General features: G+C 31.8%; 23 protein-coding genes and 3 tRNA genes. 6 read left to right on the plus strand and 20 right to left on the minus strand.

The window, feature by feature from the left end:
* Positions 1-41: 41 nt before the first annotated feature.
* From GKZ86_RS21935 to GKZ86_RS21970, 8 genes are all read right to left on the minus strand, one after another.
* Positions 42-113: transfer RNA gene (locus GKZ86_RS21935), tRNA-Thr, on the minus strand.
* A gap of 90 nt (positions 114-203) precedes the next feature.
* Positions 204-284 (minus strand) — tRNA-Tyr (locus GKZ86_RS21940).
* A 54-nt stretch (positions 285-338) separates the two neighbouring features.
* Positions 339-412: transfer RNA gene (locus tag GKZ86_RS21945), tRNA-Thr, on the minus strand.
* A 90-nt stretch (positions 413-502) separates the two neighbouring features.
* Complete coding sequence (gene hpf / locus GKZ86_RS21950; protein ID WP_127340290.1) at positions 503-805, minus strand: ribosome hibernation-promoting factor, HPF/YfiA family; 303 nt, start codon at positions 803-805, stop codon at positions 503-505.
* 34 nt (positions 806-839) lie between these two features.
* Positions 840-1,733 carry a tyrosine-type recombinase/integrase gene (locus GKZ86_RS21955; RefSeq protein WP_154785190.1) on the minus strand — a complete coding sequence of 298 codons (894 nt, stop codon included), beginning with the start codon at positions 1,731-1,733 and terminating at the stop codon, positions 840-842.
* Positions 1,734-1,872: 139 nt separating this feature from the next.
* On the minus strand, positions 1,873-2,067 hold the full coding sequence (gene rpsU / locus GKZ86_RS21960) for a 30S ribosomal protein S21 (protein WP_026985791.1): 195 nt from the start codon (positions 2,065-2,067) through the stop codon (positions 1,873-1,875).
* Between the two features lie 193 nt (positions 2,068-2,260).
* The gene (locus GKZ86_RS21965) at positions 2,261-3,403 is read right to left on the minus strand and encodes an acyl-CoA dehydrogenase family protein (RefSeq protein WP_154785191.1); all 1,143 of its coding nucleotides are present in this window, start codon (positions 3,401-3,403) and stop codon (positions 2,261-2,263) included.
* Positions 3,404-3,420: 17 nt separating this feature from the next.
* Positions 3,421-4,314 carry a helix-hairpin-helix domain-containing protein gene (locus GKZ86_RS21970; RefSeq protein WP_154785192.1) on the minus strand — a complete coding sequence of 298 codons (894 nt, stop codon included), beginning with the start codon at positions 4,312-4,314 and terminating at the stop codon, positions 3,421-3,423.
* Positions 4,315-4,561: 247 nt separating this feature from the next.
* On the opposite strand from GKZ86_RS21970, the gene GKZ86_RS21975 reads away from it, so the two are divergent.
* Positions 4,562-6,034 carry an APC family permease gene (locus tag GKZ86_RS21975; RefSeq protein WP_154785193.1) on the plus strand — a complete coding sequence of 491 codons (1,473 nt, stop codon included), beginning with the start codon at positions 4,562-4,564 and terminating at the stop codon, positions 6,032-6,034.
* A 68-nt stretch (positions 6,035-6,102) separates the two neighbouring features.
* Here the strand turns inward: GKZ86_RS21975 and GKZ86_RS21980 are convergent, their stop codons facing one another.
* The 7 genes from GKZ86_RS21980 to GKZ86_RS22010 form a co-directional block, all read right to left on the minus strand.
* Positions 6,103-6,330: a PspC family transcriptional regulator gene (locus GKZ86_RS21980; protein ID WP_042564002.1), complete on the minus strand. Its 228-nt coding sequence runs from the start codon at positions 6,328-6,330 to the stop codon at positions 6,103-6,105.
* A 107-nt stretch (positions 6,331-6,437) separates the two neighbouring features.
* Positions 6,438-7,709 (minus strand): DUF2851 family protein, encoded by a 1,272-nt coding sequence (locus GKZ86_RS21985; protein WP_154785194.1) that lies wholly within the window; start codon positions 7,707-7,709, stop codon positions 6,438-6,440.
* Between the two features lie 80 nt (positions 7,710-7,789).
* Positions 7,790-8,272 (minus strand): 3'-5' exonuclease, encoded by a 483-nt coding sequence (locus GKZ86_RS21990; RefSeq protein WP_154785195.1) that lies wholly within the window; start codon positions 8,270-8,272, stop codon positions 7,790-7,792.
* An 84-nt stretch (positions 8,273-8,356) separates the two neighbouring features.
* Entirely contained in the window at positions 8,357-9,718 is a 1,362-nt protein-coding gene (locus tag GKZ86_RS21995) for a pyridoxal-phosphate dependent enzyme (RefSeq protein WP_154785196.1), read from the minus strand.
* A gap of 36 nt (positions 9,719-9,754) precedes the next feature.
* Positions 9,755-11,746: a putative porin gene (locus GKZ86_RS22000; RefSeq protein WP_154785197.1), complete on the minus strand. Its 1,992-nt coding sequence runs from the start codon at positions 11,744-11,746 to the stop codon at positions 9,755-9,757.
* Between the two features lie 351 nt (positions 11,747-12,097).
* The gene (locus tag GKZ86_RS22005) at positions 12,098-13,609 is read right to left on the minus strand and encodes a SusD/RagB family nutrient-binding outer membrane lipoprotein (protein ID WP_154785198.1); all 1,512 of its coding nucleotides are present in this window, start codon (positions 13,607-13,609) and stop codon (positions 12,098-12,100) included.
* Between the two features lie 3 nt (positions 13,610-13,612).
* Positions 13,613-16,915 carry a SusC/RagA family TonB-linked outer membrane protein gene (locus tag GKZ86_RS22010; protein WP_154785199.1) on the minus strand — a complete coding sequence of 1,101 codons (3,303 nt, stop codon included), beginning with the start codon at positions 16,913-16,915 and terminating at the stop codon, positions 13,613-13,615.
* Positions 16,916-17,349: 434 nt separating this feature from the next.
* Between GKZ86_RS22010 and GKZ86_RS22015 the strand changes: the two genes are divergently transcribed.
* Complete coding sequence (locus GKZ86_RS22015) at positions 17,350-18,009, plus strand: ribonuclease HII (protein WP_154785200.1); 660 nt, start codon at positions 17,350-17,352, stop codon at positions 18,007-18,009.
* On the opposite strand, the gene GKZ86_RS22020 is transcribed toward GKZ86_RS22015, so the two are convergent.
* From GKZ86_RS22020 to GKZ86_RS22035, 4 genes are all read right to left on the minus strand, one after another.
* Positions 18,006-18,602 carry an NAD(P)H-dependent oxidoreductase gene (locus tag GKZ86_RS22020; protein WP_154785201.1) on the minus strand — a complete coding sequence of 199 codons (597 nt, stop codon included), beginning with the start codon at positions 18,600-18,602 and terminating at the stop codon, positions 18,006-18,008. The genes GKZ86_RS22015 and GKZ86_RS22020 overlap by 4 nt on opposite strands.
* A gap of 131 nt (positions 18,603-18,733) precedes the next feature.
* Positions 18,734-19,432 carry a lipoyl(octanoyl) transferase LipB gene (gene lipB / locus GKZ86_RS22025; protein ID WP_154785202.1) on the minus strand — a complete coding sequence of 233 codons (699 nt, stop codon included), beginning with the start codon at positions 19,430-19,432 and terminating at the stop codon, positions 18,734-18,736.
* A gap of 5 nt (positions 19,433-19,437) precedes the next feature.
* Positions 19,438-20,190 (minus strand): hypothetical protein, encoded by a 753-nt coding sequence (locus tag GKZ86_RS22030; RefSeq protein WP_154785203.1) that lies wholly within the window; start codon positions 20,188-20,190, stop codon positions 19,438-19,440.
* A 195-nt stretch (positions 20,191-20,385) separates the two neighbouring features.
* A complete protein-coding gene (locus GKZ86_RS22035; protein ID WP_154785204.1) occupies positions 20,386-21,111 on the minus strand; it encodes a hypothetical protein in 726 nt (241 codons plus the stop codon).
* A 346-nt stretch (positions 21,112-21,457) separates the two neighbouring features.
* Here GKZ86_RS22035 and lysS point away from each other — a divergent pair, with 346 nt between their 5' ends.
* The 3 genes from lysS to GKZ86_RS22050 all read left to right on the plus strand — a co-directional run bounded on the left by lysS (position 21,458) and on the right by GKZ86_RS22050 (position 23,785).
* On the plus strand, positions 21,458-23,161 hold the full coding sequence (gene lysS, locus GKZ86_RS22040; protein ID WP_154785205.1) for a lysine--tRNA ligase: 1,704 nt from the start codon (positions 21,458-21,460) through the stop codon (positions 23,159-23,161).
* A 100-nt stretch (positions 23,162-23,261) separates the two neighbouring features.
* On the plus strand, positions 23,262-23,495 hold the full coding sequence (locus GKZ86_RS22045) for a hypothetical protein (protein ID WP_154785206.1): 234 nt from the start codon (positions 23,262-23,264) through the stop codon (positions 23,493-23,495).
* The gene (locus GKZ86_RS22050; protein ID WP_154785207.1) at positions 23,480-23,785 is read left to right on the plus strand and encodes a type II toxin-antitoxin system RelE/ParE family toxin; all 306 of its coding nucleotides are present in this window, start codon (positions 23,480-23,482) and stop codon (positions 23,783-23,785) included. The genes GKZ86_RS22045 and GKZ86_RS22050 overlap by 16 nt, the downstream gene beginning before the upstream one ends.
* 58 nt (positions 23,786-23,843) lie before the next feature.
* Here GKZ86_RS22050 and GKZ86_RS22055 read toward each other — a convergent pair whose 3' ends face one another.
* Positions 23,844-24,869: a 2-hydroxyacid dehydrogenase gene (locus GKZ86_RS22055; protein ID WP_154785208.1), complete on the minus strand. Its 1,026-nt coding sequence runs from the start codon at positions 24,867-24,869 to the stop codon at positions 23,844-23,846.
* Positions 24,870-25,030: 161 nt separating this feature from the next.
* On the opposite strand from GKZ86_RS22055, the gene GKZ86_RS22060 reads away from it, so the two are divergent.
* Positions 25,031-25,471 (plus strand): hypothetical protein, encoded by a 441-nt coding sequence (locus GKZ86_RS22060; protein WP_154785209.1) that lies wholly within the window; start codon positions 25,031-25,033, stop codon positions 25,469-25,471.
* Positions 25,472-25,507: the final 36 nt, after the last annotated feature.

Genomic DNA, 25,507 nt, shown 5'->3' on the forward strand with positions numbered 1-25,507 from the left:
TAATCTTAGTTATATATTAATTTCAATTTCCTACTTACTTGAGCCAATGTCGGGAATTGAACCCGAGACCTCTTCCTTACCAAGGAAGCACTCTACCCCTGAGCTACACCGGCAGAGAGTTCTGATTTTCGATTTTTGAATTTAGATTTCAGATTTTTAAAAATCTAAAACCCAAAATCCGAAATCTCAACTTCTTTTTTTTGTGGGGAGAGCAGGATTCGAACCTGCGAAGTTCACACAGCAGATTTACAGTCTGCCCTCGTTGGCCGCTTGAGTATCTCCCCATTTTTTTATCAATAATTGCATGAACAATTTCAAATCGTATTTGAAATATTTTGAGCCGGCGGAGGGACTCGAACCCACGACCTGCTGATTACAAATCAGCTGCTCTAGCCAACTGAGCTACGCTGGCAATATCAATAAAAAAGCCCGCTATTTCTAACGGACTGCAAATGTAGCTATTTTATCTTTGAATCAAAACATTTTTTGAAAAAAATTTCAATTATATATGTGTTCTAATTTTTTCTTTCCTTTTTACCAGTAAACGTTCTAAAGATTCTGCCGAAAGTTCAACTGCTTCTTCGAATGTTTTGCATTGTTTTTTAACCAAAAAATCATCTCCAGGAACATTAATCTTAATCTCAACCGCCTTATTCTCTTTATCACTTGTTCTTTCAACTTTTAAAAAAACGTCGGCCGAGACAACTCGATCGTAATATTTTTCTAATTTATCCATTCTTTCCTGAATAAAATCTACCAACTTTCTGTCAACAGTAAAGTTAACGGCATGAACATCTACCTTCATAATACTAATTTTAGGGTTAAACATTTCAGAATTATTATTTATTTCTTGGATGCGCGTTAGTATACACCTTTTTAAGCTCCGCTAAACTATTATGAGTATAAACTTGTGTAGACGCCAAACTCGAATGCCCTAATAATTCTTTAACTGAATTTAAATCTGCTCCGTTATTTAGCAAGTGGGTCGCAAAAGTATGCCGAAGCACATGCGGACTTTTTTTTACCTTTTCAGAGACTTTACTAAAGTAAGAATTTATTAATCGATACACAAAAGATTCGCTCAATTTTAACCCTTTTTTTGAAATAAAGAAAAAATCTGTATCAACTATATTTTCAACAGAAGCACGTTCATTCAGATACAACCTAAGCTGCTCAACAATAATCGGCAAAACAGGAATAATACGCTCTTTATTTCTTTTCCCTAAAACCTTAATAACATTTGAAGACAAATCTACATTTCGCAGCATTAAATGTATCAACTCTGCTCTTCTCATTCCGGTTGTATAAAACATCTCAACAATAAGTTTATCACGAACTTCTTCAAAACCAACAGGCTCTTCTATTTGCTGAATTAAATCCGTAAGTTCTTTTTCTGAAAATGGAATCTGAATAATCTTAGGAGTTTTCAATGCCTTGTGTTTAAGCATTGGACTAATCTCTATTTGCTTTGTCTTTAATAGAAATTTATAAAAGCTTTTTAAGGAAGCCATTTTTCTATTTACAGACACATTAGAAATATCCTGATCGACTAAAGAAACAATCCAACTTCTAATCTGACTATAATTTACTGCTTCTATATTTTCCTGATCAAAATGAGCTTTATTAAACTCTTCAAAAAACGAAATGTCATTTAAATAAGCATTAACGGTGTGAGAGGAATATTTTTTCTCTAATTGAAGATAATCACGAAACGCTTCTTTATTTGACTTCATATGAATAAACTTTATTTTACAAAAAACAACACTCAATTTTGACTACACATCCAATCTTACTACTTCAAAATTAAGCATAAAAAAACCGTTAGCATCAAATTTTGACAGCTAACGGTAATTATTTTTGAAAAGCGATATACTAACTTTCTAAACCATCTCTCATGTTTTGAATGTAAGCAGCTTTTTGAATTTGAGCTCTTTTGATAACAGAAGGCTTAATAAAAGCAGTACGTGCTCTTAGTTGACGAACAGTTCCTGTTTTATCAAATTTTCTTTTATAGCGCTTTAATGCTCTATCGATATTTTCTCCGTCTTTAATTGGTATAATTAACATAATATAGACACCTCCTCTCGTTAAGGCTGCAAAAGTATGTATTAATTATTAATTATGAGTTATAAATTATGAATTATTTTAAAAGAAAAAAGAACATAGAGAAAAGAGAATAGATTTTAGCTCAAATTCTTTATTCTTTATTCTTTATTCTTTATTCTTTATTCTTTATTCTTTATTCTTTATTCTTTATTCTTTATTCTTTCAACAAATTTCTTGAGATAACTAATTTTTGAATTTCAGTTGTGCCTTCTCCAATTGTACATAATTTAGAATCTCTATAGAATTTTTCTACCGGAAAATCTTTTGTATAACCATAACCTCCGTGAATCTGAACTGCTTCGTTTGCAATCTTCACACAAGCTTCAGAAGCATACATTTTTGCCATCGCCCCAAGTGTGGTAACTGGCTTATGTTCTTGTTTTAAGAAAGCTGCTTTATGCAATAATAATTCTGAAGCTTCAATTTCTGTTGCCATATCAGCTAATTTAAATGAAATTCCCTGAAAACTACTTATAGGTTGCCCAAACTGATATCTCTCTTTAGAATATTTTAAGGCTGCTTCATAAGCTCCTTTTGCAATACCTAAAGACAGTGCTCCTATTGAAATTCTTCCTCCATCTAATATTTTCATGGCCTGAACAAATCCCTTACCAACTTCTCCTAATCTGTTAGCATCGGGAACGCGACAATTATCAAAAACTAATTCTGCAGTTTCACTGGCACGCATTCCTAATTTATTTTCTTTTTTTCCAGATGTAAATCCTGGCATCCCTTTTTCAAAAACAAAAGCTGTCATCCCTTTAGAATCTCCTTTTTCTCCGGTACGAACAATTACAACTGCAATATCTCCAGAAATAGCGTGTGTAATAAAGTTTTTCGCACCGTTTACAATCCAGAAATCACCATCCTTTACAGCGGTTGTATTCATTCCTCCTGCATCAGAACCTGTATTATGTTCTGTTAACCCCCACGCTCCAATATATTCGGCAGTAGCTAATTTTGGCAACCATTTTTTCTTTTGATCTTCATTTCCAAAAGTTAAAATATGATTGGTACATAATGAATTATGAGCAGCAACAGAAAGCCCTATTGAAGGATCTACTTTTGAAATTTCTTCAACAACGGTAATATATTCATGGTATCCTAAACCAGATCCTCCATATTCTTCCGGAACTAGAACTCCCATAAATCCCATTTCTCCTAATTTTTTAAATAGTGGAACCGGAAAAACCTGAGCTTCATCCCATTCCATTATATTAGGTCTGATATTTTTCTCTGCAAAATCCTTTATAGATTGTGCAATCATTAATCGTGTTTCGTTATAATCAAAATTCATTGTTAGTCGGTATTTTTTTAGAACTCCAAATATAAACTAATTATTTTTGCTTTTTCAACAGGAAAATCTTTAATTTTTGATAAATCCTCAATATTTTTAAAATTTCCATTCATGCTTCGGTATGTTACAATTTGTTTTGCCAAGGCATATCTAAAATATGGAAACTGTGACAATTCTTTTAAAGAAGCATCATTTATAGCTATCTTTTTAAAATTTGGTAAAGCATAAATTTTAAAATGTGCATTTAATTCAAAAACAACTTCCGGCGAAAGCCCCCAAACTTCTTTGATTTGTTCCATAGAAACAAAACCTCCCAGAATTTCTTTTTGTTTTAATATTCTTAAAGATAATGCTTCTCCAATTCCGTAGATTTTCATAAAATCTTCCTGAGTTGCTTCATTTATATCTAAAATTACTATTTTTTCTTTTTTCGGAAATACGTTCTTAACATATTCTTTTTTCTCTTCTTTAAATTTCTTTTCATTTTGAATCCAGTTTGGAAATTTAAAAAACGGAGAGATTACATTTAATAATGAATCAGATATTTTTGTTACTTTCTGAAACTCTTCAGCCGAATTAACATATTTATCCTCTTTTCTAAATGCCATTAATCTATCTATTTCCTGAACAGATAAACCAAGTTTATATCCTTTATAATCTGAAATAAAATTTGGGTTAAAAGAATACATTTTGGGTTTGGCATCATATTTTATCAATTTCATTGAATCAATTTCAAATTGTAACGACATCCATTCCTGTTCTTTTCTGGGAGAACTTTTTTCAGGTGCTGCAAAATTGGTAAAAAAATATACCATTTGTAAAATTATAATTATACTAAAAAGCAAAATAATGCCTTTACGTTGTTTGTTTGTAAATTTAAAATATGGCGCTGTTGCCTTAAAATCAATCATTAAGTAAATTCTTTTTTTAACCAAAAGAGATTATTTATCAAGAAAAATAGTATAAAAATAACCCGTAACTATTATATTACCTTATTTCATGTTAAGTTAAGTTGATGAAATACACTACTAAAAACCTATTTTACGTTGATATGTTATAAATTTTAAACATTTTATAACTTATAATTACATAATTGTTTTTATTTTTTATAAAAAACGATACATTTGGAGCTTAATAACAATTAACCACTAATATTATATGTCAATTTGGAGAGTTAAACCAATATCAGCTTTTGAAGCGGATATGAAAAAAAGTGATTTAAAAAGAGTTTTAGGGAAATGGAGCCTTACGGCTATTGGAGTTGGGGCCATTATTGGTGGAGGAATTTTTGTTCTTACTGGTACAGGCGCATATTATCATGCAGGTCCGGCGTTAGCACTTTCCTTTATTATTGCAGGAATTGCCTGCGTTTTTGCAGCTCTTTGCTATTCTGAGTTTGCCTCAATTTTACCTGTTGAAGGTTCTGCTTATGCGTATGCCTATGGTACAATTGGAGAAATCTTTGCCTGGATTATTGGTTGGGGACTCATACTTGAGTACGCAATGGGTTCAATGACAGTAGCGGTTTCCTGGTCCGGATATTTTAACAAATTACTTAAAATGTTTCATATTAAACTTCCAGAATGGCTCACAACAGATCCGGCAAGTTATACTGGTGAAGGTTTTTCAATGAACCTACCTGCTTTCTTAATCGTTATTTTAGTTATTTCACTACTTATTAAAGGAACAAAAAGCGCAGCAAAAGCAAACAATATGATTGTTATTCTTAAAGTTTCTGCTGTAATATTTGTAATCGTTGCAGGTCTTTTCTTTATTAATACTGATAACTGGCATCCATTTATTCCGGCGGCAACTCAAATTATTGAAAAAGAAACAACTCATAATGCATATGGAATAGCAGGAGTTGTATCAGGAGCTGCTGCAATTTTCTTTGCTTATGTTGGTTTTGATGCAGTTTCAACACAAGCTGGTGAAGCTATTAATCCTAAAAAAGATGTTCCGTTTGCCATTATTGCTTCTTTATTAATTTGTACAACATTATATATTCTTGTTTCTTTAGTTTTAACAGGAATGATGAACTATCAAGACTTTAATCCACTAGGGAAATATCCAGAAGCTATAAAAGCACCAGTAGCATACGCATTTGATATTGCCGGGCAACCTTGGGCTGGCTTTATAATTACAGTTGCGGCAACTATTGGGTTAATTTCTGTACTAATGGTAATGATTATGGGACAATCAAGAATTTTCCTTGGTATGTCTAAAGACGGTTTAATTCCTTCTGTATTTTCTAAAGTAAATCCAATTTCAGGAACACCAAAAACTAATTTAATGATCTTAGGAGGTATTATTGCTATAGTTGCATCTTTTACACCAATTAACAGATTAGCAGATATGACAAGTTTTGGTACCTTATTTGCTTTTACTATGGTTTGTATTGCTGTTTGGATTTTAAGAGTAAAACAACCTCAATTAACAAGAACATTTAAAGTTCCGGCTCTTCCAATAATCGCAATTTGTGGTATTTCAATCAATACCTATTTAATGATTAATTTAAGTTTAGATGCTCAATTACTTTCATTAGGATGGTTAGCTATAGGTATCGTTGTTTATTTTGCTTACAGTAAAAAACGTGCAAAACTAAACAGACCACAACAAACAGAAGAATAAAAAAAATAGAAAATGAAAAAAAGCCCCTTAATTGTTTAAGGGGCTTTTTTATATCAAAATTTTAAAAATTACAAATCAAAAACAGAAGTTCTTTTGGCACGAATTAAATCTTTAAGACGAATCCAGAAAGCCAGCGTTAAATAGATTCCGAAACCTAAACCGGCTGTGACGAACGAAATATAAATAAAAAATAATCGTACGCTTGTAACACGCATTCCGAGTTTATCAGCTAATCTGGATGAAACATGAAATCCGTATTTTTCGAAAAAGAATTTAAGCCTTAAAATAGCTGACATATTTTTAATTTTAGATTTATCCTTCGACTTCGCTCAGGATGACATTCAACTTTGATCACAATTACAAAAGTACTAAATTATCTATCATTCGATTTTCTAATTTTTAATTAATTATTCTTTAGCAACTCCATTCCTATTGCACATTTTAAACAAGCTTTATGGTTGCAATATTCGTTTTTAAGTTGCAACAAGGTTTGTGTGTCAAAAGCATTTTTTGATAAAATGCCAAAAGACTCAAATTTATCTATAATTGAATTCTTTTCTGGCGCTACTTCATTCATTAACTCAATCAAATCTTCAGAATTAGATTCTCCCATAATATGGGAATAAGCAAATTGAATGGGTATAATTGTATTTAAAATCAATAAGTCTATAAATGATTTAGAAAGGGCTTTAGATTTTTTTGGACTTTCTTTATCAAATTGATAATGGTTTTGCCAATATAAACTTGCTGAAACATCTAATAATTTATAAATGTCTTTTACGGATTTTAAATATATAATTTTAGAAAATAAGTTCTGATGTTTACTATATAAACTTGCAAGTTGCGAAAGTCTAATGGTTGGAAAATTATCCGGACGATGTTTAAAAAACTCAACCGGATCTGCATATACTTTATCTAATTGATATTTATGCAGAAGATAAAAATACCTAATTTTTAAATCTTTAAAGTATACATCTTCTTTATCACAATCTAATAAACCGGAAGCTCCTAAAAGCAAAGCTTCAAGGTTTTCAACTTCAAAACTTTCTTTTCGAATAATTGAAAACGGAATCGATTTGGCAACTTGTAAAAAAGAATTCCCATTTGAATTTAGTCCAAAATTCTTCGCCAACAAGCAAAATAAAACGGCTTCCCAGTCCTGATTTGTTTGTTCGAGTAAATCATAAATAAACTTTGATTTACGTTCTAATCGTTCAAAAAACAATCTTTCTTGCCAATTTTTAAAAACGAATTCATCAATTTGAACAATTTGCTTTTCGCAGGATATCCAGGATTTTGGACTTATTAAGGAATGGTAGCTATTTACTATTTCTGATGAAACATAATCCTTCAAAACCAAAACAGGAATCTTAGTATTATTCTCTCTAAAAATCTCTGTATCATGTTCCCATACTACGTGTAAAATAACATTGTCATAAGCAGTATCTCTTTCATGTCCATGCACATACCAATCCGAAGATTTTAAATGTATCTCAACATTTCCTGCCCATTTTTGTTCATCAATTTTAATTTGTGCATTGAAAAAATCCGGTCCGGCAAGTTCTAAATAATCACCTGTTTTAATAATGGTAATTTGTTCATTTTGAGTAGTTCTTAAATTGAGTGTTTCAAACTTCTTGAATCTCCAGAGATAATGAAGAAAATCTTCTTTCATTTATAGGCTTTTAAATTAAAATTTACAAAAGCCTAAAATTAAATAAAATAATATTAATCTTACAATTAAATCATTTTTTATTATCGTAACAGATATAATTTAGCACAAGCTCTTGCATCTGATAAAGCTTCATGATGGTTTAGCTGAATTTTCATCTCGCGACAACAATCACTTAATTTAGTTGGTTTTAAACCTTTTGCCTTATATATCTTAACGGTACATTCCCATTTTGGAGCAATGTTTAAATCTTCATATTGCAGACCATGAAGCGCCATAGATTTCATTAACACATTACGGTCAAAACTTTCGTTATGAGCTACAACAACTCTGTTTTTCAAACGTTTCTCAATTTCAGGAAAAACTTGTGCAAATGATTTTGCATTCACCGTATCTTTTGGGTAAATACCATGAACCTGAATTGTAAAATAATTGTATTCGTTATTTGGTGGTTTTATTAAACTAACAAACTCATCTACTATCACACCATTTTGCACAGTAACAATTCCCACAGAACATGGATGGTGCCCTGTTGCGGTTTCAAAATCTATAGCGGTAAAGTTCATTATTACATTTATTTAAGCTAAAAATCCATAAATCTAATTGTTATTAAACTAGATTTATGGATTTATAAAATTATTAAAATTGTCTTATTTTATTGCTCCGATAATATCATATTTGGTAATAATATGATGTTTACCATTTCCAAGATCTACTAACACAGCTTCATTTTCTTTGCTAAATAATTTCGAAACTTCTTCGATTGTAGTTCCTAATTTTACAATAGGGAAAGGTTTGCCCATTACTTCCTTAATTGGTTTTTCGGCAACATTTTTATCGGCAACATAACTTCTGAATAAATCTGTTTCATCAACAGATCCAACAAATCCGTTGATATCTACCACAGGAATTTGCGAAATTTTGTATTTACGCATACGCTCAATAGCATGAGAAACCAATTCTTCTGTACGCACCACGATCAATTCTTTATCAATATGATCTTTAATCACATCTTCTGCCTTTGTTACGTTTTCTTCCAGGAATCCACGCTCACGCATCCAATCATCATTAAACATTTTACCTACATAACGGCTTCCTGAATCGTGAAAAAGTACAACCACAACATCTTCTGGCTTAAAATGTTCTTTTAACTGTAATAAACCTTTTATACAGGCTCCGGCAGAATTTCCAACAAAAATAGCTTCTTCAAGAGCAATTTTTCTGGTGTAAACAGCAGCATCTTTATCGGTTACTTTTGTAAATCCGTCAATTAAAGAAAAATCTACATTTTTTGGTAAAATATCTTCTCCAATTCCTTCCGTTATATAAGAGTAAATTTCGTTTTCATCAAAAATTCCTGTTTCATGGTATTTTTTAAAAACAGAACCATATGTATCAATTCCCCAAATTTTGATGTTTGGATTTTTCTCTTTCAAATATTTTCCAACTCCTGAGATTGTTCCTCCTGTTCCTACTCCAACAACAAAATGAGTAATTTTTCCATCAGTTTGCTTCCAGATTTCCGGACCGGTTTGTTCGTAATGTGCCAAAGAATTTGACATATTATCGTACTGATTTACATACCAAGAATTAGGTGTTTCCTCGGCCAAACGTTTTGAAACGGAATAATAAGAACGGGGATCTGTTGGCTCAACATCTGTAGGACAAACAACTACTTTAGCACCAACGGCACGCAAAATATCCATTTTTTCTTTTGATTGCTTATCAGATATTACACAAATCAATTTGTATCCTTTAATGATGGCCACAAGTGCCAATCCCATTCCTGTATTTCCCGAAGTTCCTTCAATAATAGTTCCGCCTGGTTTTAAACGTCCATCAGCCTCAGCATCTTCAATCATTTTTACGGCCATTCTGTCTTTAACAGAATTACCAGGGTTAAAAGTTTCGACTTTTGCCAATACTAACGCATCAATTTCAGCAACAATTTTGTTGAGTTTTACTAATGGTGTATTACCAATTGTTTCTAAAATGTTATTTGAAAAGTCCATTTTATATGAATTTAATTTATTTGTTTTTATATAATCTTATTGGAAAAAATTCCACACTAAACCAAATTGGATAGTAAAATCACGATATGGATTATTAGGCGCTGAATAATAATTATTCCCGGAAAAAGCAGCATTAAAATGTTCTGCTTTAAAGTAAAATCTCGTTTGTCTGATTCGGAAATTTATAAAATAATCAAAGTTGCTATAATTCCCGATTTTCTTATCATTTTGAACAAAAAATTCTCCAACAACCGGATTGTAATCATTACCGTAATATTCTGTAAAATAATTAAATGTTAATCCTGTCTGCATAAAAAGTGCCTTCTTAAAAAAGTAAGCTGAGTAATAAAGTGTATTTCTGGTTACAAAATCAGGAAGATTTAAAATTAAATCTGATTGATCTACTTTTTGATACAAGAATGTATTATCAAAGCCAAATCGCCCAAATTTAAATTCTTTATTTGCTTTTACTGAGAAATAATTTATTGCATTTCCGTATTGTGCCGGATTTATAATTTGAGTTTTGGCTGCTATTTGTGCATCTGTAGAAACATCTTCAAAATATAAATGATCTTTTAAAACGGTGTATTGAACTTCTGCGTTTAACCACGGCGTATAAATATTAGCACTTATTAAATTTATTTTTTCGTTTTTAAAATTGTTCGACCAATTATATTCTACATAACTACTTTGGTACAAATTGTAGTTGTTATTGGGTAATTTATTAATGTTTCTGTATCTAAAATCGAACTGAATCTGATCGTTTAAATTATATCTTAATTTGGCATCTAAATCAGAAAGTGACTGATTTGTAATTGATCTGGTGTATAAAAATCTTCCATTCCATTTATTCTTTTGATATTCATATTGTCCTCCAACATTATTAATCTGAAGAAATAAATTATCCGGAATCATGCTTCCGTCTTCTTTAAATACAATCCTGTTATATTTATAGTTAGATCTGTAATCGTCTATAAAAAAATTGAATTTTCCTAAAAGTGAGTTTTCATAAGTAAGCCCAGCTTTATTGTATAATTTTTCAAAACGCGTCTGATCATTTATTCCACTTGCCAGATATGATTCTCCGAATCGATTTACAGATAAATTAGTCATATTACTTCCCGTACCTGTTGTAACGGTAGACATAACGGTTGGTTGGTTGTATTCGAAAAATTTATTTTCGTAATTAAACTGATGTGTTACGTATAAATTATTGTTTCCTTCGGTTGGATTTATTCTAAAAGCATGATCAAAAAACAAACGTCTTCCTTTCAGGAATGATTTTGCATCTGTTAGATAAACCTGTAATCTTTGGCGATTTTTGAAATCCGCATCTCCACTTTCAAAATCTTCAGGTCTTGTTATCCCTCCATTTTCTTCATTTGAAATGTCCTGAGAAGTAAAATGAGCATTTAAAACATATCTTTTATCGGTTGTAAAATAACTTGTCGTCATTCTTAAATTCCCCGAACTAACCAATTGATTTATATACTTACCTTCAGAACGTAAACCTCTGTAAGCAATTGAAAAATTAAGATTTTTTGAAGTATTTAAGGTAATAAACGAATCTACGTTTTGTCCTTTATTTATAGTTGTATTAAAAAATAATTCTGTTAAAGGCGTTGCAACAGAATAATACTGAATTTGATTGGCTTCGAGAAAATTAAAATGTTTGCCTTTGAATCCAATTTCCGGATATGGTGAATAATCTGTTAAACTATATTGTAATGTATTATAGGTTTGCCCAATATTCGCAAAAGGCAAAAGTCCGAAATTATCCTTTCTAAGATAATTTTGTCTGTAAGAACTTTTAAGCGTTAAAGAAGTATCTGCATAAGTTGTATCATGTTCTAAAGTATATTTTTGATACTGCTCAATTTTTGCTACCAATGCTTTTTTCTTTTTTACTGTATCGGTAATACTGGAATATTTTGTGTTCATATCTAAATTATTTTTAGACGCATTTTTTTCTTGAGAAAACAATAAAGTTGGTACGACTAATAGATATAGAAAAAAGAATATTCTCATTTGATAGCTTTATATATAGTTATTTTGGCAAAATTTGTCTGGCAAAGGTAAAAGATAAAAACGTATAAAAAAACACTTCAATTCGTATTGGGAAAATTTCAAAACTGAATAACAATTATAGATAATTAATATTTAAAATTTTGTCTTAAATTTTTATTTAACAATTATTTATAGCACTGATATTTAAACCAATATAAATCACTTTCAATCTTTTGAAACAAAAGAAAACCCCCGATTACAAAAAAGTAATCGAGGGTCTTTCAAAAAAAATCAAAATATTTATTTTCTATATTCCATATTGGCTTTTAATTTATTTTAAGCTTCAGCAGAATTGCTGATTCAAAATACAAATTATTGTTTATCCCAGAATATTTTTGTTTCAAATAAGTCACCTCCAATATCGCTGGCAGCTTTTTTGTAGTTTGTACCATTTATTGATGCTTCAACTCCTGGATAAGTATATCTTACCGGAACAAACATGATACCTTTATTTTTAGCAGAAGTTGGCGATGCCAAAACTGGAAAATCTAATCTTCTGTATGAATTATAAGCTTCATATCCTCTATTATAAAGAGCGAACCAAGCTTGCATACCAATTTTTTGTTTCCAAGTTGCTCCACTAAGCGCATTAGTATAATCTACTTTAGGGCTAGCAAGGTAAGTTGCAGCATTAGCAGCAGTTAATCCCCAATCTACAAAAGAAGCAGTAATACCTGCATCGTAATAAACTTTAGCCTGAGCAGAACCACCTGGAATTAAATTTTTCTCAGCAGCTTCTGCCAATAAAAATTGTAATTCAGCGTAATCAAATATTACACCTGGAACAGCAGGATTATTTAATGTTGCTGTAATATGTGAGTAAGATGTAAATACGTTAGCTTCTCCATATGTACCACCTACAAATGTTCTTCCTGCAGGAAGTACTGGTGCAGGCGAAGTTGCGTTAACGAAATATTTAGCCATCCTTGGATCACCTCCAGCAACAGTAGCATCCATTGCTGCAACAAAAGGTTCAGCAGGAATAAAATCATTTCTGTTACTTGTTACTAAATCAGCATACAATGGATTTTGATTTCCTGATGTAGTTAAATATACCAATTTTGTATTATCAGCATTACTAGCCAATGGTCCAGAAGCAAGAGCTGTCTGAACTTGAGTAGCAGCATAAGCTGGTTCTACATCTGAAATATTTACTGCTAATCTTATGATAAGAGAGTTAGCAAATTTTGCCCATTTTGCATTACTTGCAGCAGTTCCTCCATAAATGATATCTGCACTACCAAAGTTAACATCTGCAGTATTTGTTTTCAATATTACAGCATCTGCAGCTAATCTTGCGATAAGATCTTTGTAGATAGTTTTTGCATCATCGTAAGCTGGCAAAGGATATTTTACAATATCTATCGCCTGAGAGTAAGGTACATTCCCAAAAGTATCAACTAATATACTGTAAGAATAAGCCTCCAAAATATCAATAACTGCTATTTTGTTTTGCTTAACCGCGATATCAGAAGCCGTTACTGTAGAAGTAGCCTCTATCAAAACTTTTGCATCGTGAAGATCCGCAAGCACGTCTCTATACAGCACTAAGAAATGAGTATCAGGAATTTTTCTGTTCGAAAGATTATACTGGCTTTCGTCTGGATAAGTAGTTTCTGCCCATTGTTGAGATAACAATCTAAAAACATTGTTATTCACATTCGTACTTACCACTTGATCTACTACTTTTTTCTCAGCATTAGAAAACAAATATTCCGGTCTAGTAACAGTTGGTCTTTTAGGGTCTGTATTTATATCTGTAATATCTGAGGTACATGAAAAAGCGATGCCCGCAAAAGATATTAATAAAAGTATTTTTTTCATGATTTAGAATTTTAATGTTAGGTTACAACCAATGTTTCTTGTTGTAGGTAGTGAACCTCCTGAATAACCTGCTGAAAGGTTACCAGAACCAAGTCCGCTTTCTGGATCTGCATCTGGAAGATTTTTATGGATGATCCATAAATTAGAACCTACTAAAGAAAGGCGTAAATCTGTCAAATTCAATTTTGAGATAAGATTTGATGGAAAGCTATAAGTAATATTTACCTCTCTTAATTTGATAAAACTTGCATCGTAAATAAAAGCTTTTTGTGGGTTTTTAGTATATCCGTAGATACCTCCTGCAACCTCTGGTGCCGGTGTTCTTGTTGTATTTGGCGTACCATCAGCATTTACTCCCGGAAGTATAACTCCACCACCGTTAGCAAGTGTATTTCTTACTGGGTTTCCTAACTCGTTATATCCTGCAGTAGACTCATATAAACCAGAATTTTGTCCGTAATATTGGTCAAGAGAGAAAATATCTCCTCCTTTTTGCATATCGATCAAGAAACCTAATGAAAGTTGTTTGTAAGTAAATTTGTTACGAACTCCACCAATCCAGTCTGGAGTAACATTACCAATCACATTATTAGTTGTTGCAGTCATCAAATAAACACCATTTTGTGTTACTTTTTGTCCATCTTTATAAATATAATCTTTACCAATGATATCTCCGTAAGGGTGACCAACAGTTCCTATTATACTCACACCTCCCTGAAGAGTACCTAATGTAAGAGTTTCGATTCCTGGCGTTAAAGCCACAACCTCATTTTCATTTTTAGACCAGTTTACAATAATATCCCATTGAAAATCTTTAAATTTTAATGGTGTTAAATTTAATTGTACCTCTATACCTTTATTTTCTACAGATCCTGCATTAACATATCTTGAAGAGTTACCGGTTGAAGTAGAATAATCTACAGGAAATATCTGATCAGAGCTTAAACTTTGGTATACACTCACCTCAAATCCTACTCTTCTGTTAAACATTTGTGCCTCTAGACCAAGCTCTTTAGATGTAGTTTTTACAGGACGTAATTCTGAGTTATTCGCAATATTTGGTCTTGAATAAAGTTGAGCTGCACCAAAAGGATTAAATTTAGTAAAAATATCCGTTATTGAATATGGATCAGGACTTCCTTGTGGGTTTTCAGCATAACTTGCTCTTAATTTTCCAAAAGTTAACCATGGCGCATCAATATGTTTTGTAAAAACATAACTTGCTGATGTAGAGAATGTATTCAAAGAATTATTCCCTTTTGGCAATGTAGAAAAAGCATCATTACGAAAAGTTCCGTCTACGTATAAGAAATCTCTGAATCCTAATGAAACAGAAGCAAACATACTATTTACTGATGTATTATTTTCAACTTCTCCAGGAAATGGTGAAGGGTTTATTGAATTTGATAATGCATAGATACCTGGTATAATAAGTCCTCCATCTGTAGAAGCAATTGTAGAAGTACGTCTTGATCTTAAAGCATTAGATCCAAGTAGACCCGTCAAAGAGAAATCTTCTGTTAACTTTTTATTGAAATTTAAAGTAAACTGGTAGTTTTGCTCAGAGAACATACCAACATATTTTTGGTATCCAGAACCAACAGCTAATCTGTTTAGTCCAAATGTTCCATTCAAAGATCCTACTGCCTTTCTTTCTTCTCTTAAATCAGAATAACTATCATTAGTTACTTTTCCTTGAGCTGTAAGCCAATCCGTAACTTTATAATCTAATTGTACATAACCAATAAAACGGTTTCTTTCGTCTGACTGGTAATTTTTATATCTTGTAAAATACGGGTTATCCCAATATTTAGGAGTAGTATCTCCATTAGCAGGATCTGCCATATTCCATGATATATTTTGTCCACCTGAAGCATCAAAAACCTCTTTTTGAGCTTTAATATCTACGTTTGTACCCCACCATTGACGGAATAAACCAGCAACGTTATCTCCACCATATCCTGTTGTATTTCTACCAACTGTAGTTTGCGCTACATAATTTGCGAAAACATTTGCAGAAAATTTATCATTAAACTTATGGTTGAATTTTAAACTTACATTGTTTTTTCTTAATTCACTGTTAGGTAAAATTCCGTTTTCTTTATAATTATTATAATTTAAAACAAAATTAGTTTTTTCATTACCATCCTCTAAAGAGATTGAATTACTAAATGTACTTGCTGTCTCGAAAAAAGTAATTGGTCCATTATCAGCAGCTTTCCATTCTGTTTTCTTTCCATAATTTGGAGAATATTTAGAATAAGCATCCCATTGATAAACTTGTAAGCTTGGGTCAAAAGCTACACCATAAGAAGCATCATCTATTGTAGTTGCAACCTGGTTACCATTTTTATCGATAGTAAAAAATGCCCCTGTAGGACCTACTGGAATGCCTTTAGGATTACCTAATGCATCATAAGTTGGTCCGTAACCTTGTCCGTATTTAGTTTGGTAAACAGGAAAAGTTTTTTTGTCAACAGTACCTACGGTAAATTCACTTGAAATAGTTACACCCATTCCTTTTCTACTTTTTCCTTTTTTAGTTGTAATCATGATTACACCGTTACCAGCCAGATATCCGTACAAAGCAGCTGCAGCAGCTCCTTTTAAGATGTTTACTGACTCGATATCATCAGGGTTAATGTCCATAGCGGCATTACCATAATCATAAGTATTACGAGCACCTGTAGATTGGTTTGCTCCGTTTCCTTGAGATACACTTGCACTTGTATTACTGTTATTAATTGGCATACCATCAATAACAATAAGCATTTGGTTATCTCCTGTTAAGTTTTTAACACCTCTTGAAACTACGTTCGTAGAACCTCCAAAGTTTGTGTTTTTTCTAACATAAACACCGGCAGCTTTTCCAGAAAGATCGTTAAGAAAGTTATTGCTGGCAGCACCTGCTGTTAAATCAGCACCTTTAACCTCTTGTGAAGCGTAACCTAAAGATTTTTTCTCTCTTTTAATACCTAATGCAGTTGTTACAACAACACTTTCCAGTTCTGTAGTATTGCCTCCTAATACGGCATTTACTGTTGTTGAACTAGCAGCTATTTCTTGAGTTTTCATCCCAATGTAGCTAAATACTAAGATTTGACTTGATGCTGCTTTCACAGAGTATTTTCCATCAAAGTCTGTTTGCGCTCCAGTTTTTGTTCCTTTAACTTGTACACTCACACCTGGCAAAGGCATTCCTGCGTTATCGGAAACCATACCCGAAACAGTTCTTTCTTGCGCAAAGGTTAATTGCGCCATAAGTACTACCAAGAGTACTAAGAATCCATTAAACTTAAGTTTCATTTTTGAAAATTTTGAATTAGTATCCGGCAAACATCATAATAATTTCTTAAAATAACAAGGAATTTTCATTTTAGTCTGTCTTTTTTTTAATAAAGCTTTAACATTTAGACAAAATAAAACAACTTATTCACTGTAAAACAGCATTATTAGTAACATTTTTGACAAAAAAGTGATTTTTCAGTAAGTGATTTTTTTTACAAATTTTAACATTTCAAATTGTACTAAAATTAAAAAAAGAGCGTTTGTGTCACGATAAATTCTAAAAATTAACATCCCAATTTCTCCTTTATTTAAGTTTTTTAGCTTCGATTTAATTATTGAGATGGAATTTTGTTCTCTTTTTACTTTTTTGAAATACTTTTATCTCTTATTAAATTCCATTTTTTTGTAGGTTTCCAGAAAAAACATAATATTTGCTATTCACAAAAAGAATTATGCTTCAAAGAAATTTTTCAGGGTTTGTATTTGAAACTGGCACCGACGAAGCCGGAAGAGGATGCCTGGCTGGACCTGTAACCGCTGCTGCTGTAATTTTACCTGCTGATTTTGCGAATGAATTTCTAAATGACAGTAAACAGTTGTCCGAAAAAATAAGAGAACAATTAAAACCTGTAATAGAAAAACATGCTGTTTGTTTTGCTGTTACACATCTTCATCCAGAAGAAATAGATGAAATAAATATCCTGAATGCATCAATGAAAGGAATGCAGGAATGCATTTTAAAATTAAATCAACGTCCCGAATATATTATTGTAGACGGTAATCGTTCGCTAAATGCGAAACTCGGTTTGAAAAATAGTTCCGGGAAACAATTTTCTGCTACAGAAATAGAATTATTAAAGTCAATTCCTAATCAATCAATAATAAAAGGAGATTCTAAATTTTTAAGTATTGCCGCAGCTTCTATTTTAGCAAAAACGTATCGAGATGAGTATATGAATCAAATTCATGAAGAATTCCCGATGTATAATTGGAAAAGGAATAAAGGATATCCTACCAAAGAGCATCGAGAAGCCATCAGGAAATACGGCACGACAAAATACCACCGAATGAGTTTCAAGCTTTTGCCTGATCAATTAGAATTAGAGTTTTAATTTTTCTCTGTTAATTGATTTTCTTCTAAAATAGAAATAAGTTGATTTCCCCATTCTGAAATATTTTCTGCAGAAGCTCTGTCTGCTTTATCAAAATATAAATGATGTTTGATTTCTAAGCCCGAGTAAATAAAAATTCCGGTATCAGAAGTTAATCTTAAAGCTTTATCCATTCCCATTGCTTCGTATTCTGCATTTGATTTTCCGTGAGAATTGATAATAATTGTTTGTTTACCGTTCAATAATCCTTTTTGAACACCTTGATCGTAGCGATACGCAAATCCGTAACTAAATACGCGATCAATATAACCTTTCATAATTGCCGGCATTCCTGTCCACCAAATTGGGTAAATAAAAATAATTTGATCAGCCCAAGAAATAAAATCTTGTTCAGTTTTAACATCTTCTGCAACTTGTCCTATTCTTTGTCCTTGCATATCTTCTAAAGAAAGAACCGGATTAAAATTGATTTCATTTAAATCTCTAACTACAATTTCCTGACTCGATTTTTGCAAATTTTCAACAATAGTTTGCTTAAAAAAATGGTTTAGGCTAGCTGAATTTGGATGTGCGTAAATAATTAAATTTTTCATGTTTTCTGTTTTTAAGATTGAACATGACAAATGTAGAAGACAAGGTTTGTTGACAATTGTAAGAAAACGAAAAGCCAACTAGTTAAAGTTGGCTTTTCGTTTTAAATGTTGGTGAAGAATTTTTCGTTTAATTAAACGAATTCTGCTTCAAACAAATTTGTCAAATGTTTTATAATTTTAGCTTTTACTTCGGCTTCGTCGACTTTTTCTACACCAAGTTCTACCTGTAATGAAGTAACGCCTTTTCCGCGAATTCCGCAGGGAATAATATTATCGAAATAACCTAAATCGACATTTACATTTAAGGCGAATCCATGCATGGTTACCCAACGTGATGCGCGCACACCAAGAGCACAAATTTTACGCGCAAACGGAGTCCCAACACCTAGCCAAACTCCGGTTTCTCCTTCACTTCTTCCGCATTCTAAACCGTATTCTGCTAATGTCAGAATAATAGATTCTTCCAGAAAACGTAAATATTTATGAATATCTGTAAAGAAATTTTCTAAATCAAGAATAGGATATCCTACAATTTGTCCCGGTCCGTGATATGTAATATCGCCACCACGGTTGATTTTATAAAAGGTTGCTCCTTTAGCTTCCAGTTGTTTTTCGTTTAATAATAAGTTCTCTAAATCGCCGCTTTTTCCTAAAGTATACACATGCGGATGTTCTACAAACAGCAAATAATTTGGGGTTGGTAAATCGAGTTCTTCTCTTCTGTTTTTGATTTTTAAGTCTACTATATCCTTAAAAAGTTCTTCCTGATATTCCCAGGTCGATTTATAATCTTTACTTCCTAAATCTTGAAGTTGAATTTTTGTATTCATTTTAATTATTTTTCAAACTCAACATCAAAGTTAAGTTTGTCAGGATTCTCCATATAATCCGTAAAAGGGTATTGAATTGTTATTGATTTTCTATCGTCGCTAAATAGTGCATTCGGGTTTGATACTTTCTTGATTTTTTTCGGGAAATGATATTTCACAATATAATTCGACGAAGCATAAATCATTTTAGACATGTCAGCTCCAGAATCAGCTGTTTTTTCATCATCTTTTGGTTTTTCGATTGTTGCTTTTCTGCTAAATTTTTTCCCGTCATAACTGTAACTTAATTTACTGTTATTAGTAAAACTATTACCTAAAGGAGATGCCGGACCTCCTGTTCCTTCTAACTTTTGAATTGTACTGGCCGCTTGTAAAACATCTTGAAGTTCATTTACATTTTTAAAATCGGTCGATAAAATCATTAAAAACTGTTTTTTCTCGGTGCTCATTTTAGTATTTACAACAAAGTTTTCCAGTTTTTTTAGTTCTTTTTGAACCTCAGGAGATAATTTGGCAATGCTGTCTTTTTTTTCTTCGAATAACTGTTTAAAGGTAAAAGTAGAATCGATATCTTTTTTAGCATCGGCTCCCATTTGACTTCCTATTTGGTCCCCAGCCATTTCCATCAATGCTGAACCATCCATATCAAGAGAAAACTTTCCTGTTCCTTTATCGTTTACGTAAATATTTTCAGTGAAAGTGCAACTTGTAAGCGTTGCTAATAAAAAAGAAAAACTAAGTAATTTATATAATTTCATACTAAAATAATTTTTTATCAAATATACGAACTCTATTCTTATTGTTTAATCGTTTAGTTGTTGATTTGTTTAATCACAGAATTGGTTTTATTTATAATTGTTTTGTTTTTCTATCATTTCGAATGAGACTTGAAATGATACACTTTACGATAACAGCAAATTAATAGCCATACAAAATCAAACGTATATCAAATCTTATTCTAAAACCACTTCCAAACTTGTCATTTCGGGATTTTGTAAACAATCTAAAAGAGGAAATTCGACAGTGAAAGTTTTTTTATCCGAACTAATAATGGCTTTTTCATTTGAAACGGATTTTATTTTTTTCGGAAAATGATAGCGAAGTGTATATGTTTGCGTCAGTTTTAAAGAAGTATATTTAGAGTCCATTTTCTTAAACTCATCTTTTGTTTTTTGAAGTTCGACGGGATCTGTAATAGAAACAAAGCGCTTAAAAATTTTTCCATCAAAAGAATATTCTATTTTATAATAATGACTTTCAGCAGTTAAGGCATAATTATACTTTATATCGCCTGCATAATTTTCTGTTTTATACAAATCAGGAATTTCCGGGACTTTATCAAAATCAAACGAAAAAACTTTTTTGAATTCTTTTTCGAAAGAGCTTTCTTTAATATACACTTTTACATTAGAATATTTCTGAAATAGCTTTTGTTCTTCGGGTATATATTTTAAAAAATTCTCTTTGTGCTTTTCAATATATTCCTTAAAAACATAGGTTGTATCTTTAAAAGTTTCTTCATGAGAATAACTTTCGCCTGCTAATTGCATATAACTATTTTCATCACGAAGCTGAACTACTTCAATATTTCCGCTCCCGTCCGGATTAATTATGATGGTTTCTGTGACTTGGCAACTTGTTGCCAGAAATAGAATTACAAAGGCTTTTATGAATTTCATTTTTCGGAAGGTTCTGAGGTTTTGAATCGCTAAGATAGTTAGTTTTTAAGGTTTTGTTCTTACAGAAAAATATTTATACTATTTTAAATGTGTCTATTTGATATCAAAAAAACCATGAACGTTTCAACTAAAAAGGTCTTTTGAAAATAAAAATTCCTAACCTAGCCCCAATAGCAGCGGTATCCTTTTTTGTCTCGTTTGCAGAACGAGACAAAAAAGATACAAGCGAATAGCGGGACAAAAGGGGATTGAAAACACAAAAATTACTGCTACAAAAAATCTAAAATCTGCATTCTAAAATCTACATTCTTTTCTTTATCTTTGCACACTTAAAAAAGAGCACAAAATGGCATTATCAGAACAAGAAATCATCCGAAGAGAAAAACTTCAAAACTTACGCAACTTAGGAATCAATCCTTATCCAGCTAATCTTTTTCCTGTAAATCATACTTCAAAGCAGATTAAGGAAACTTTTGAAGAAGGTAAGAAGGTTATTGTTGCCGGGCGTTTGATGAGTGTTAGAGATCAAGGAAAAGCTTGTTTTGCTGAATTACAGGATAGTGAAGGACGTTTGCAATTGTACGTGAATCGCGATGTTTTGTGTGAAGGTGATGATAAAACTTTATACAATACCGTGTTTAAAAAACTAACTGATTTAGGTGACTTTATTGGTATTGAAGGAGAATTGTTCACTACAAAAGTTGGTGCGCAATGTATTCGTGTTGATGGATTTACATTTTTAAGTAAGACCCTTCGTCCTTTGCCTTTACCAAAGGTTGATGAAGACGGAAAAGTACACGATGCTTTTAATGATGCTGAATTGCGTTACAGAATGCGTTATGTAGATTTAACAGTAAATCAGCATGTTAAAGATACTTTTATCAAACGCACAAAGTTGTTTAACGCTATGCGTGGTTACTTTAACGATGCAGGTTATATTGAAGTTGAAACTCCGGTTTTACAGCCAATTCCCGGTGGAGCTGCGGCTCGTCCGTTTATCACGCACCATAATTCGCTTGATATTCCGCTTTACATGCGTATTGCGAATGAATTATATTTAAAAAGATTAATTGTTGGTGGATTTGAAGGTGTTTATGAATTCTCGAAAAACTTTAGAAATGAAGGTATGGACAGAACGCATAATCCTGAATTTACCGCAATGGAAATATATGTAGCCTACAAAGACTACAACTGGATGATGGAATTTGCTGAAGGTTTGCTTGAACATTGCGCAATTGCCGTAAATGGTACAAGCGAAGTTACTTTTGGTGAGCACCAAATTAACTTTAAAGCGCCTTACGCTCGTGTAACAATGACAGATTCTATTAAACATTTTACCGGATTTGATATTTCAGGAAAAAATGAAGATGAATTGTTTGAAGCTGCAAGAGGAATGGGAATCGACGTTGATAAAACAATGGGTAAAGGAAAACTGATTGATGAGATTTTTGGAGCTAAATGCGAAGGAAATTATATTCAGCCAACTTTCATTACAGATTATCCTAAAGAAATGTCGCCTCTTTGTAAAGAGCACAGAGACAATCCTGAACTTACAGAGCGTTTTGAATTGATGGTTTGTGGTAAAGAAATCGCAAATGCTTATTCTGAATTGAATGATCCAATTGATCAACGTGAGCGTTTTGAAGATCAAATGCGTTTGTCTGAAAAAGGTGATGATGAAGCAAATGGTATTATCGACGAAGATTTCTTAAGAGCTCTTGAATATGGTATGCCTCCAACTTCTGGAATGGGAATTGGAATGGATCGTTTGATTATGTACTTAACAAACAACGCATCTATTCAGGAAGTTTTATTGTTCCCGCAAATGCGTCCGGAGAAAAAACAAGCTCAAATTGAATTATCTGATGAAGAGAAGTTCATCTTAGATTTATTGAAAGGAAATGAAAATAAAATGGATCTTCAACAATTAAAAATTACTGCAAATTTAAGCGGTAAAAAATGGGATGCTTCAATGAAAAACTTATCTAAACACGGCTTGACTAAAGTTGTTGTTGACGGCGAGTTTAAAATGGTTGAATTGGTGGAGTAATCTTTGTCTTATTTTATTACAAATACAACCCGATAGGCTTATAACTTATCGGGTTTTTCGTTTTATTTACATAACTTTGATTAACCAAAATTGCATTATTATGAGCACTCTAGAAATAAAATTAGAAATATTTGATAAACTAAAAAATATTGAAGATGTTAGCTTATTAGAGAAAATCAGAAATCTTCTAAAAAATGCAGATACTTCTGAGGTTTATCAATTTGAAGAATATGAATTGGATATGTTGAGAGAAAGTGAAGAAGACATAAAATATGGAAGGGTTATTTCTCAAGAAGATTTAGACAAAGAAGACTTAGAATGGCTCTCAGAATAATTTGGACCGTTACTGCTGTTAATCAAAGAAGAAAAATACTGAATTATTGGAACAAAAGAAACAAATCAAAAATTTATTCAAGAAAGTTAGTTTCTGAAATAACACAGAGAGTTAAGTTTCTTGTTAATAATCCTGAAATTTATGTCAAAACTGCTTTTCCAGATATTAGAACCTCAACGTTAGGACATTATAATATCTTTTATAAAATAACGACAAAAGAATTAATTGTCATAGCATTTTGGGATAATAGACGAAACCCAAAAATACTTTCTAGGATATTAAAAGGATAATTATAACGAACCTGACAGTCCTAAAGTTACGGGATAAAATCCTGTCGGTTTTTTTTATTTAAACCAACAAAGCCGCCTTATTCTCGATATCATTATCTTTCAATAATGATTTAATATTATTAAAAGTAACCAAAGCAATCTGTGTTAAAGCTTCATTCGTAAAAAATGCCTGATGTGCTGTCACTAAAACATTCGGAAAACTCATTAAACGCTGAATCGCGTCATCCTGAATAATATCTGCAGATAAATCTCTAAAAAAAAGCTTTTCTTCCTGTTCGTAAACATCGATTCCTAGATAACCAATTTTGCCTTCTTTTAAACCTTCAATAACGCAGGCAGTTTCTATTAATCCGCCTCGACTTGTATTGATAATCATTACACTATCTTTCATTAAAGCAATCGACTTACTATTAATAACATGTTTTGTCTGATCATTTAATGGGCAATGCAAAGAAATAATATCACTAGATTTAAAAATGGTCTCTAAAGACACGAACTCTACTCCGTCCTTTTCCATTTCTGGATTTTTTACAATATCATACGCCAAAACTTTGCATCCAAAACCTAAAGCAATTTTAGCAAAAGCTTTTCCGATATTTCCTGTTCCAATGATTCCGATTGTTTTTCCGAATAAATCGAATCCTAATAATCCATTTAGGGAAAAATTCTGTTCCCGAACTCTGTTGTAGGCTTTATGCGTTTTTCTGTTTAAGGTTAAAATCATGGCCATAGCATGTTCCGCCACCGCTTGTGGAGAATAAGCAGGAACACGACAGACTTTTATATTGTATTTTTTAGCTGCCTCTAAATCGACATTATTAAAACCGGCACAGCGCAATGCAATAATTTTTACCTTTTTTTCGGCTAATTGTTTTATAACAGATTCGTTGACAATATCATTTACAAAAACACAGACAATTGTAGCACTTTCAATTAAAATTACCGTTTGCGAATTTAATTGTGTTTCGAAAAAGTCTAATTCAAAACCAAAATCTGAATTATATTTATTAAAGAACGCTTTATCATAAGGCTGTGTTGAAAAAAAGGCAATTTTATTATTGTTTAATGTGGTATCTAAACTCATAGTCTGTCTGTTTTTTTGGTTGACAACTTATAGGTTTACTAAGTTAAACAATTTTAACAAACTACTTTCCGTTTAGTTAATAAACCTATAATTCTTACAATCAAATTAAACCAATTGAATTTGATAAAGTCTAACTGTTATAACCTTTAAAAGAATAAATTATGAAAAAATTATTTATCGCTGCTTTGTTATTCGTTGGAATAACAAGTTTTGCACAAGATGCTGATCAAAAACCGGAACGCGAACAAAGAGAAAGATTAACTCCGGAACAACGTAATGAAAAACAATTGCAAAAATTAACTTCTGAATTAAGTTTAGATGCCAATCAACAAGCTCAGGTAAAACAATTGCTGGCTGAAAGAAGTGCCAAAGCAGAAAAATTTAAGGAAGCAAGAAAAGACAAAAAAGACAGTGGCACAAAACCAACTGCAGAAGAAAAAGAAGCATTTAAAAAAGAAATGCTGGCTGAGAAAGATGCAAACGATGCTAAAATGAAATCGATTTTAACTGCTGATCAATACACAAAATGGCACGCTTTACAAGAAAAAAACAAAGACAAAGCCAGAGAAAAAATAAAAGAATACAAAAAAGAAAATAACTAAACATCGTTTATAAAAAGAGGCCTTTCGCCTCTTTTT

This window comes from Flavobacterium sp. LC2016-13 (assembly GCF_009707955.1).
Lineage (GTDB): Bacteria > Bacteroidota > Bacteroidia > Flavobacteriales > Flavobacteriaceae > Flavobacterium.

What these genes read in the sequence shown, in the direction of transcription:
- hpf (WP_127340290.1), bottom strand. Translation starts at nt 805, where the DNA reads ATGAAGGTAGATGTTCATGCCGTTAACTTTACTGTTGACAGAAAGTTG.
- GKZ86_RS21955 (WP_154785190.1), bottom strand. Translation starts at nt 1,733, where the DNA reads ATGAAGTCAAATAAAGAAGCGTTTCGTGATTATCTTCAATTAGAGAAA.
- rpsU (WP_026985791.1), bottom strand. Translation starts at nt 2,067, where the DNA reads ATGTTAATTATACCAATTAAAGACGGAGAAAATATCGATAGAGCATTA.
- GKZ86_RS21965 (WP_154785191.1), bottom strand. Translation starts at nt 3,403, where the DNA reads ATGAATTTTGATTATAACGAAACACGATTAATGATTGCACAATCTATA.
- GKZ86_RS21970 (WP_154785192.1), bottom strand. Translation starts at nt 4,314, where the DNA reads ATGATTGATTTTAAGGCAACAGCGCCATATTTTAAATTTACAAACAAA.
- GKZ86_RS21975 (WP_154785193.1), top strand. Translation starts at nt 4,562, where the DNA reads ATGTCAATTTGGAGAGTTAAACCAATATCAGCTTTTGAAGCGGATATG.
- GKZ86_RS21980 (WP_042564002.1), bottom strand. Translation starts at nt 6,330, where the DNA reads ATGTCAGCTATTTTAAGGCTTAAATTCTTTTTCGAAAAATACGGATTT.
- GKZ86_RS21985 (WP_154785194.1), bottom strand. Translation starts at nt 7,709, where the DNA reads ATGAAAGAAGATTTTCTTCATTATCTCTGGAGATTCAAGAAGTTTGAA.
- GKZ86_RS21990 (WP_154785195.1), bottom strand. Translation starts at nt 8,272, where the DNA reads ATGAACTTTACCGCTATAGATTTTGAAACCGCAACAGGGCACCATCCA.
- GKZ86_RS21995 (WP_154785196.1), bottom strand. Translation starts at nt 9,718, where the DNA reads ATGGACTTTTCAAATAACATTTTAGAAACAATTGGTAATACACCATTA.
- GKZ86_RS22000 (WP_154785197.1), bottom strand. Translation starts at nt 11,746, where the DNA reads ATGAGAATATTCTTTTTTCTATATCTATTAGTCGTACCAACTTTATTG.
- GKZ86_RS22005 (WP_154785198.1), bottom strand. Translation starts at nt 13,609, where the DNA reads ATGAAAAAAATACTTTTATTAATATCTTTTGCGGGCATCGCTTTTTCA.
- GKZ86_RS22010 (WP_154785199.1), bottom strand. Translation starts at nt 16,915, where the DNA reads ATGAAACTTAAGTTTAATGGATTCTTAGTACTCTTGGTAGTACTTATG.
- GKZ86_RS22015 (WP_154785200.1), top strand. Translation starts at nt 17,350, where the DNA reads ATGCTTCAAAGAAATTTTTCAGGGTTTGTATTTGAAACTGGCACCGAC.
- GKZ86_RS22020 (WP_154785201.1), bottom strand. Translation starts at nt 18,602, where the DNA reads ATGAAAAATTTAATTATTTACGCACATCCAAATTCAGCTAGCCTAAAC.
- lipB (WP_154785202.1), bottom strand. Translation starts at nt 19,432, where the DNA reads ATGAATACAAAAATTCAACTTCAAGATTTAGGAAGTAAAGATTATAAA.
- GKZ86_RS22030 (WP_154785203.1), bottom strand. Translation starts at nt 20,190, where the DNA reads ATGAAATTATATAAATTACTTAGTTTTTCTTTTTTATTAGCAACGCTT.
- GKZ86_RS22035 (WP_154785204.1), bottom strand. Translation starts at nt 21,111, where the DNA reads ATGAAATTCATAAAAGCCTTTGTAATTCTATTTCTGGCAACAAGTTGC.
- lysS (WP_154785205.1), top strand. Translation starts at nt 21,458, where the DNA reads ATGGCATTATCAGAACAAGAAATCATCCGAAGAGAAAAACTTCAAAAC.
- GKZ86_RS22045 (WP_154785206.1), top strand. Translation starts at nt 23,262, where the DNA reads ATGAGCACTCTAGAAATAAAATTAGAAATATTTGATAAACTAAAAAAT.
- GKZ86_RS22050 (WP_154785207.1), top strand. Translation starts at nt 23,480, where the DNA reads ATGGCTCTCAGAATAATTTGGACCGTTACTGCTGTTAATCAAAGAAGA.
- GKZ86_RS22055 (WP_154785208.1), bottom strand. Translation starts at nt 24,869, where the DNA reads ATGAGTTTAGATACCACATTAAACAATAATAAAATTGCCTTTTTTTCA.
- GKZ86_RS22060 (WP_154785209.1), top strand. Translation starts at nt 25,031, where the DNA reads ATGAAAAAATTATTTATCGCTGCTTTGTTATTCGTTGGAATAACAAGT.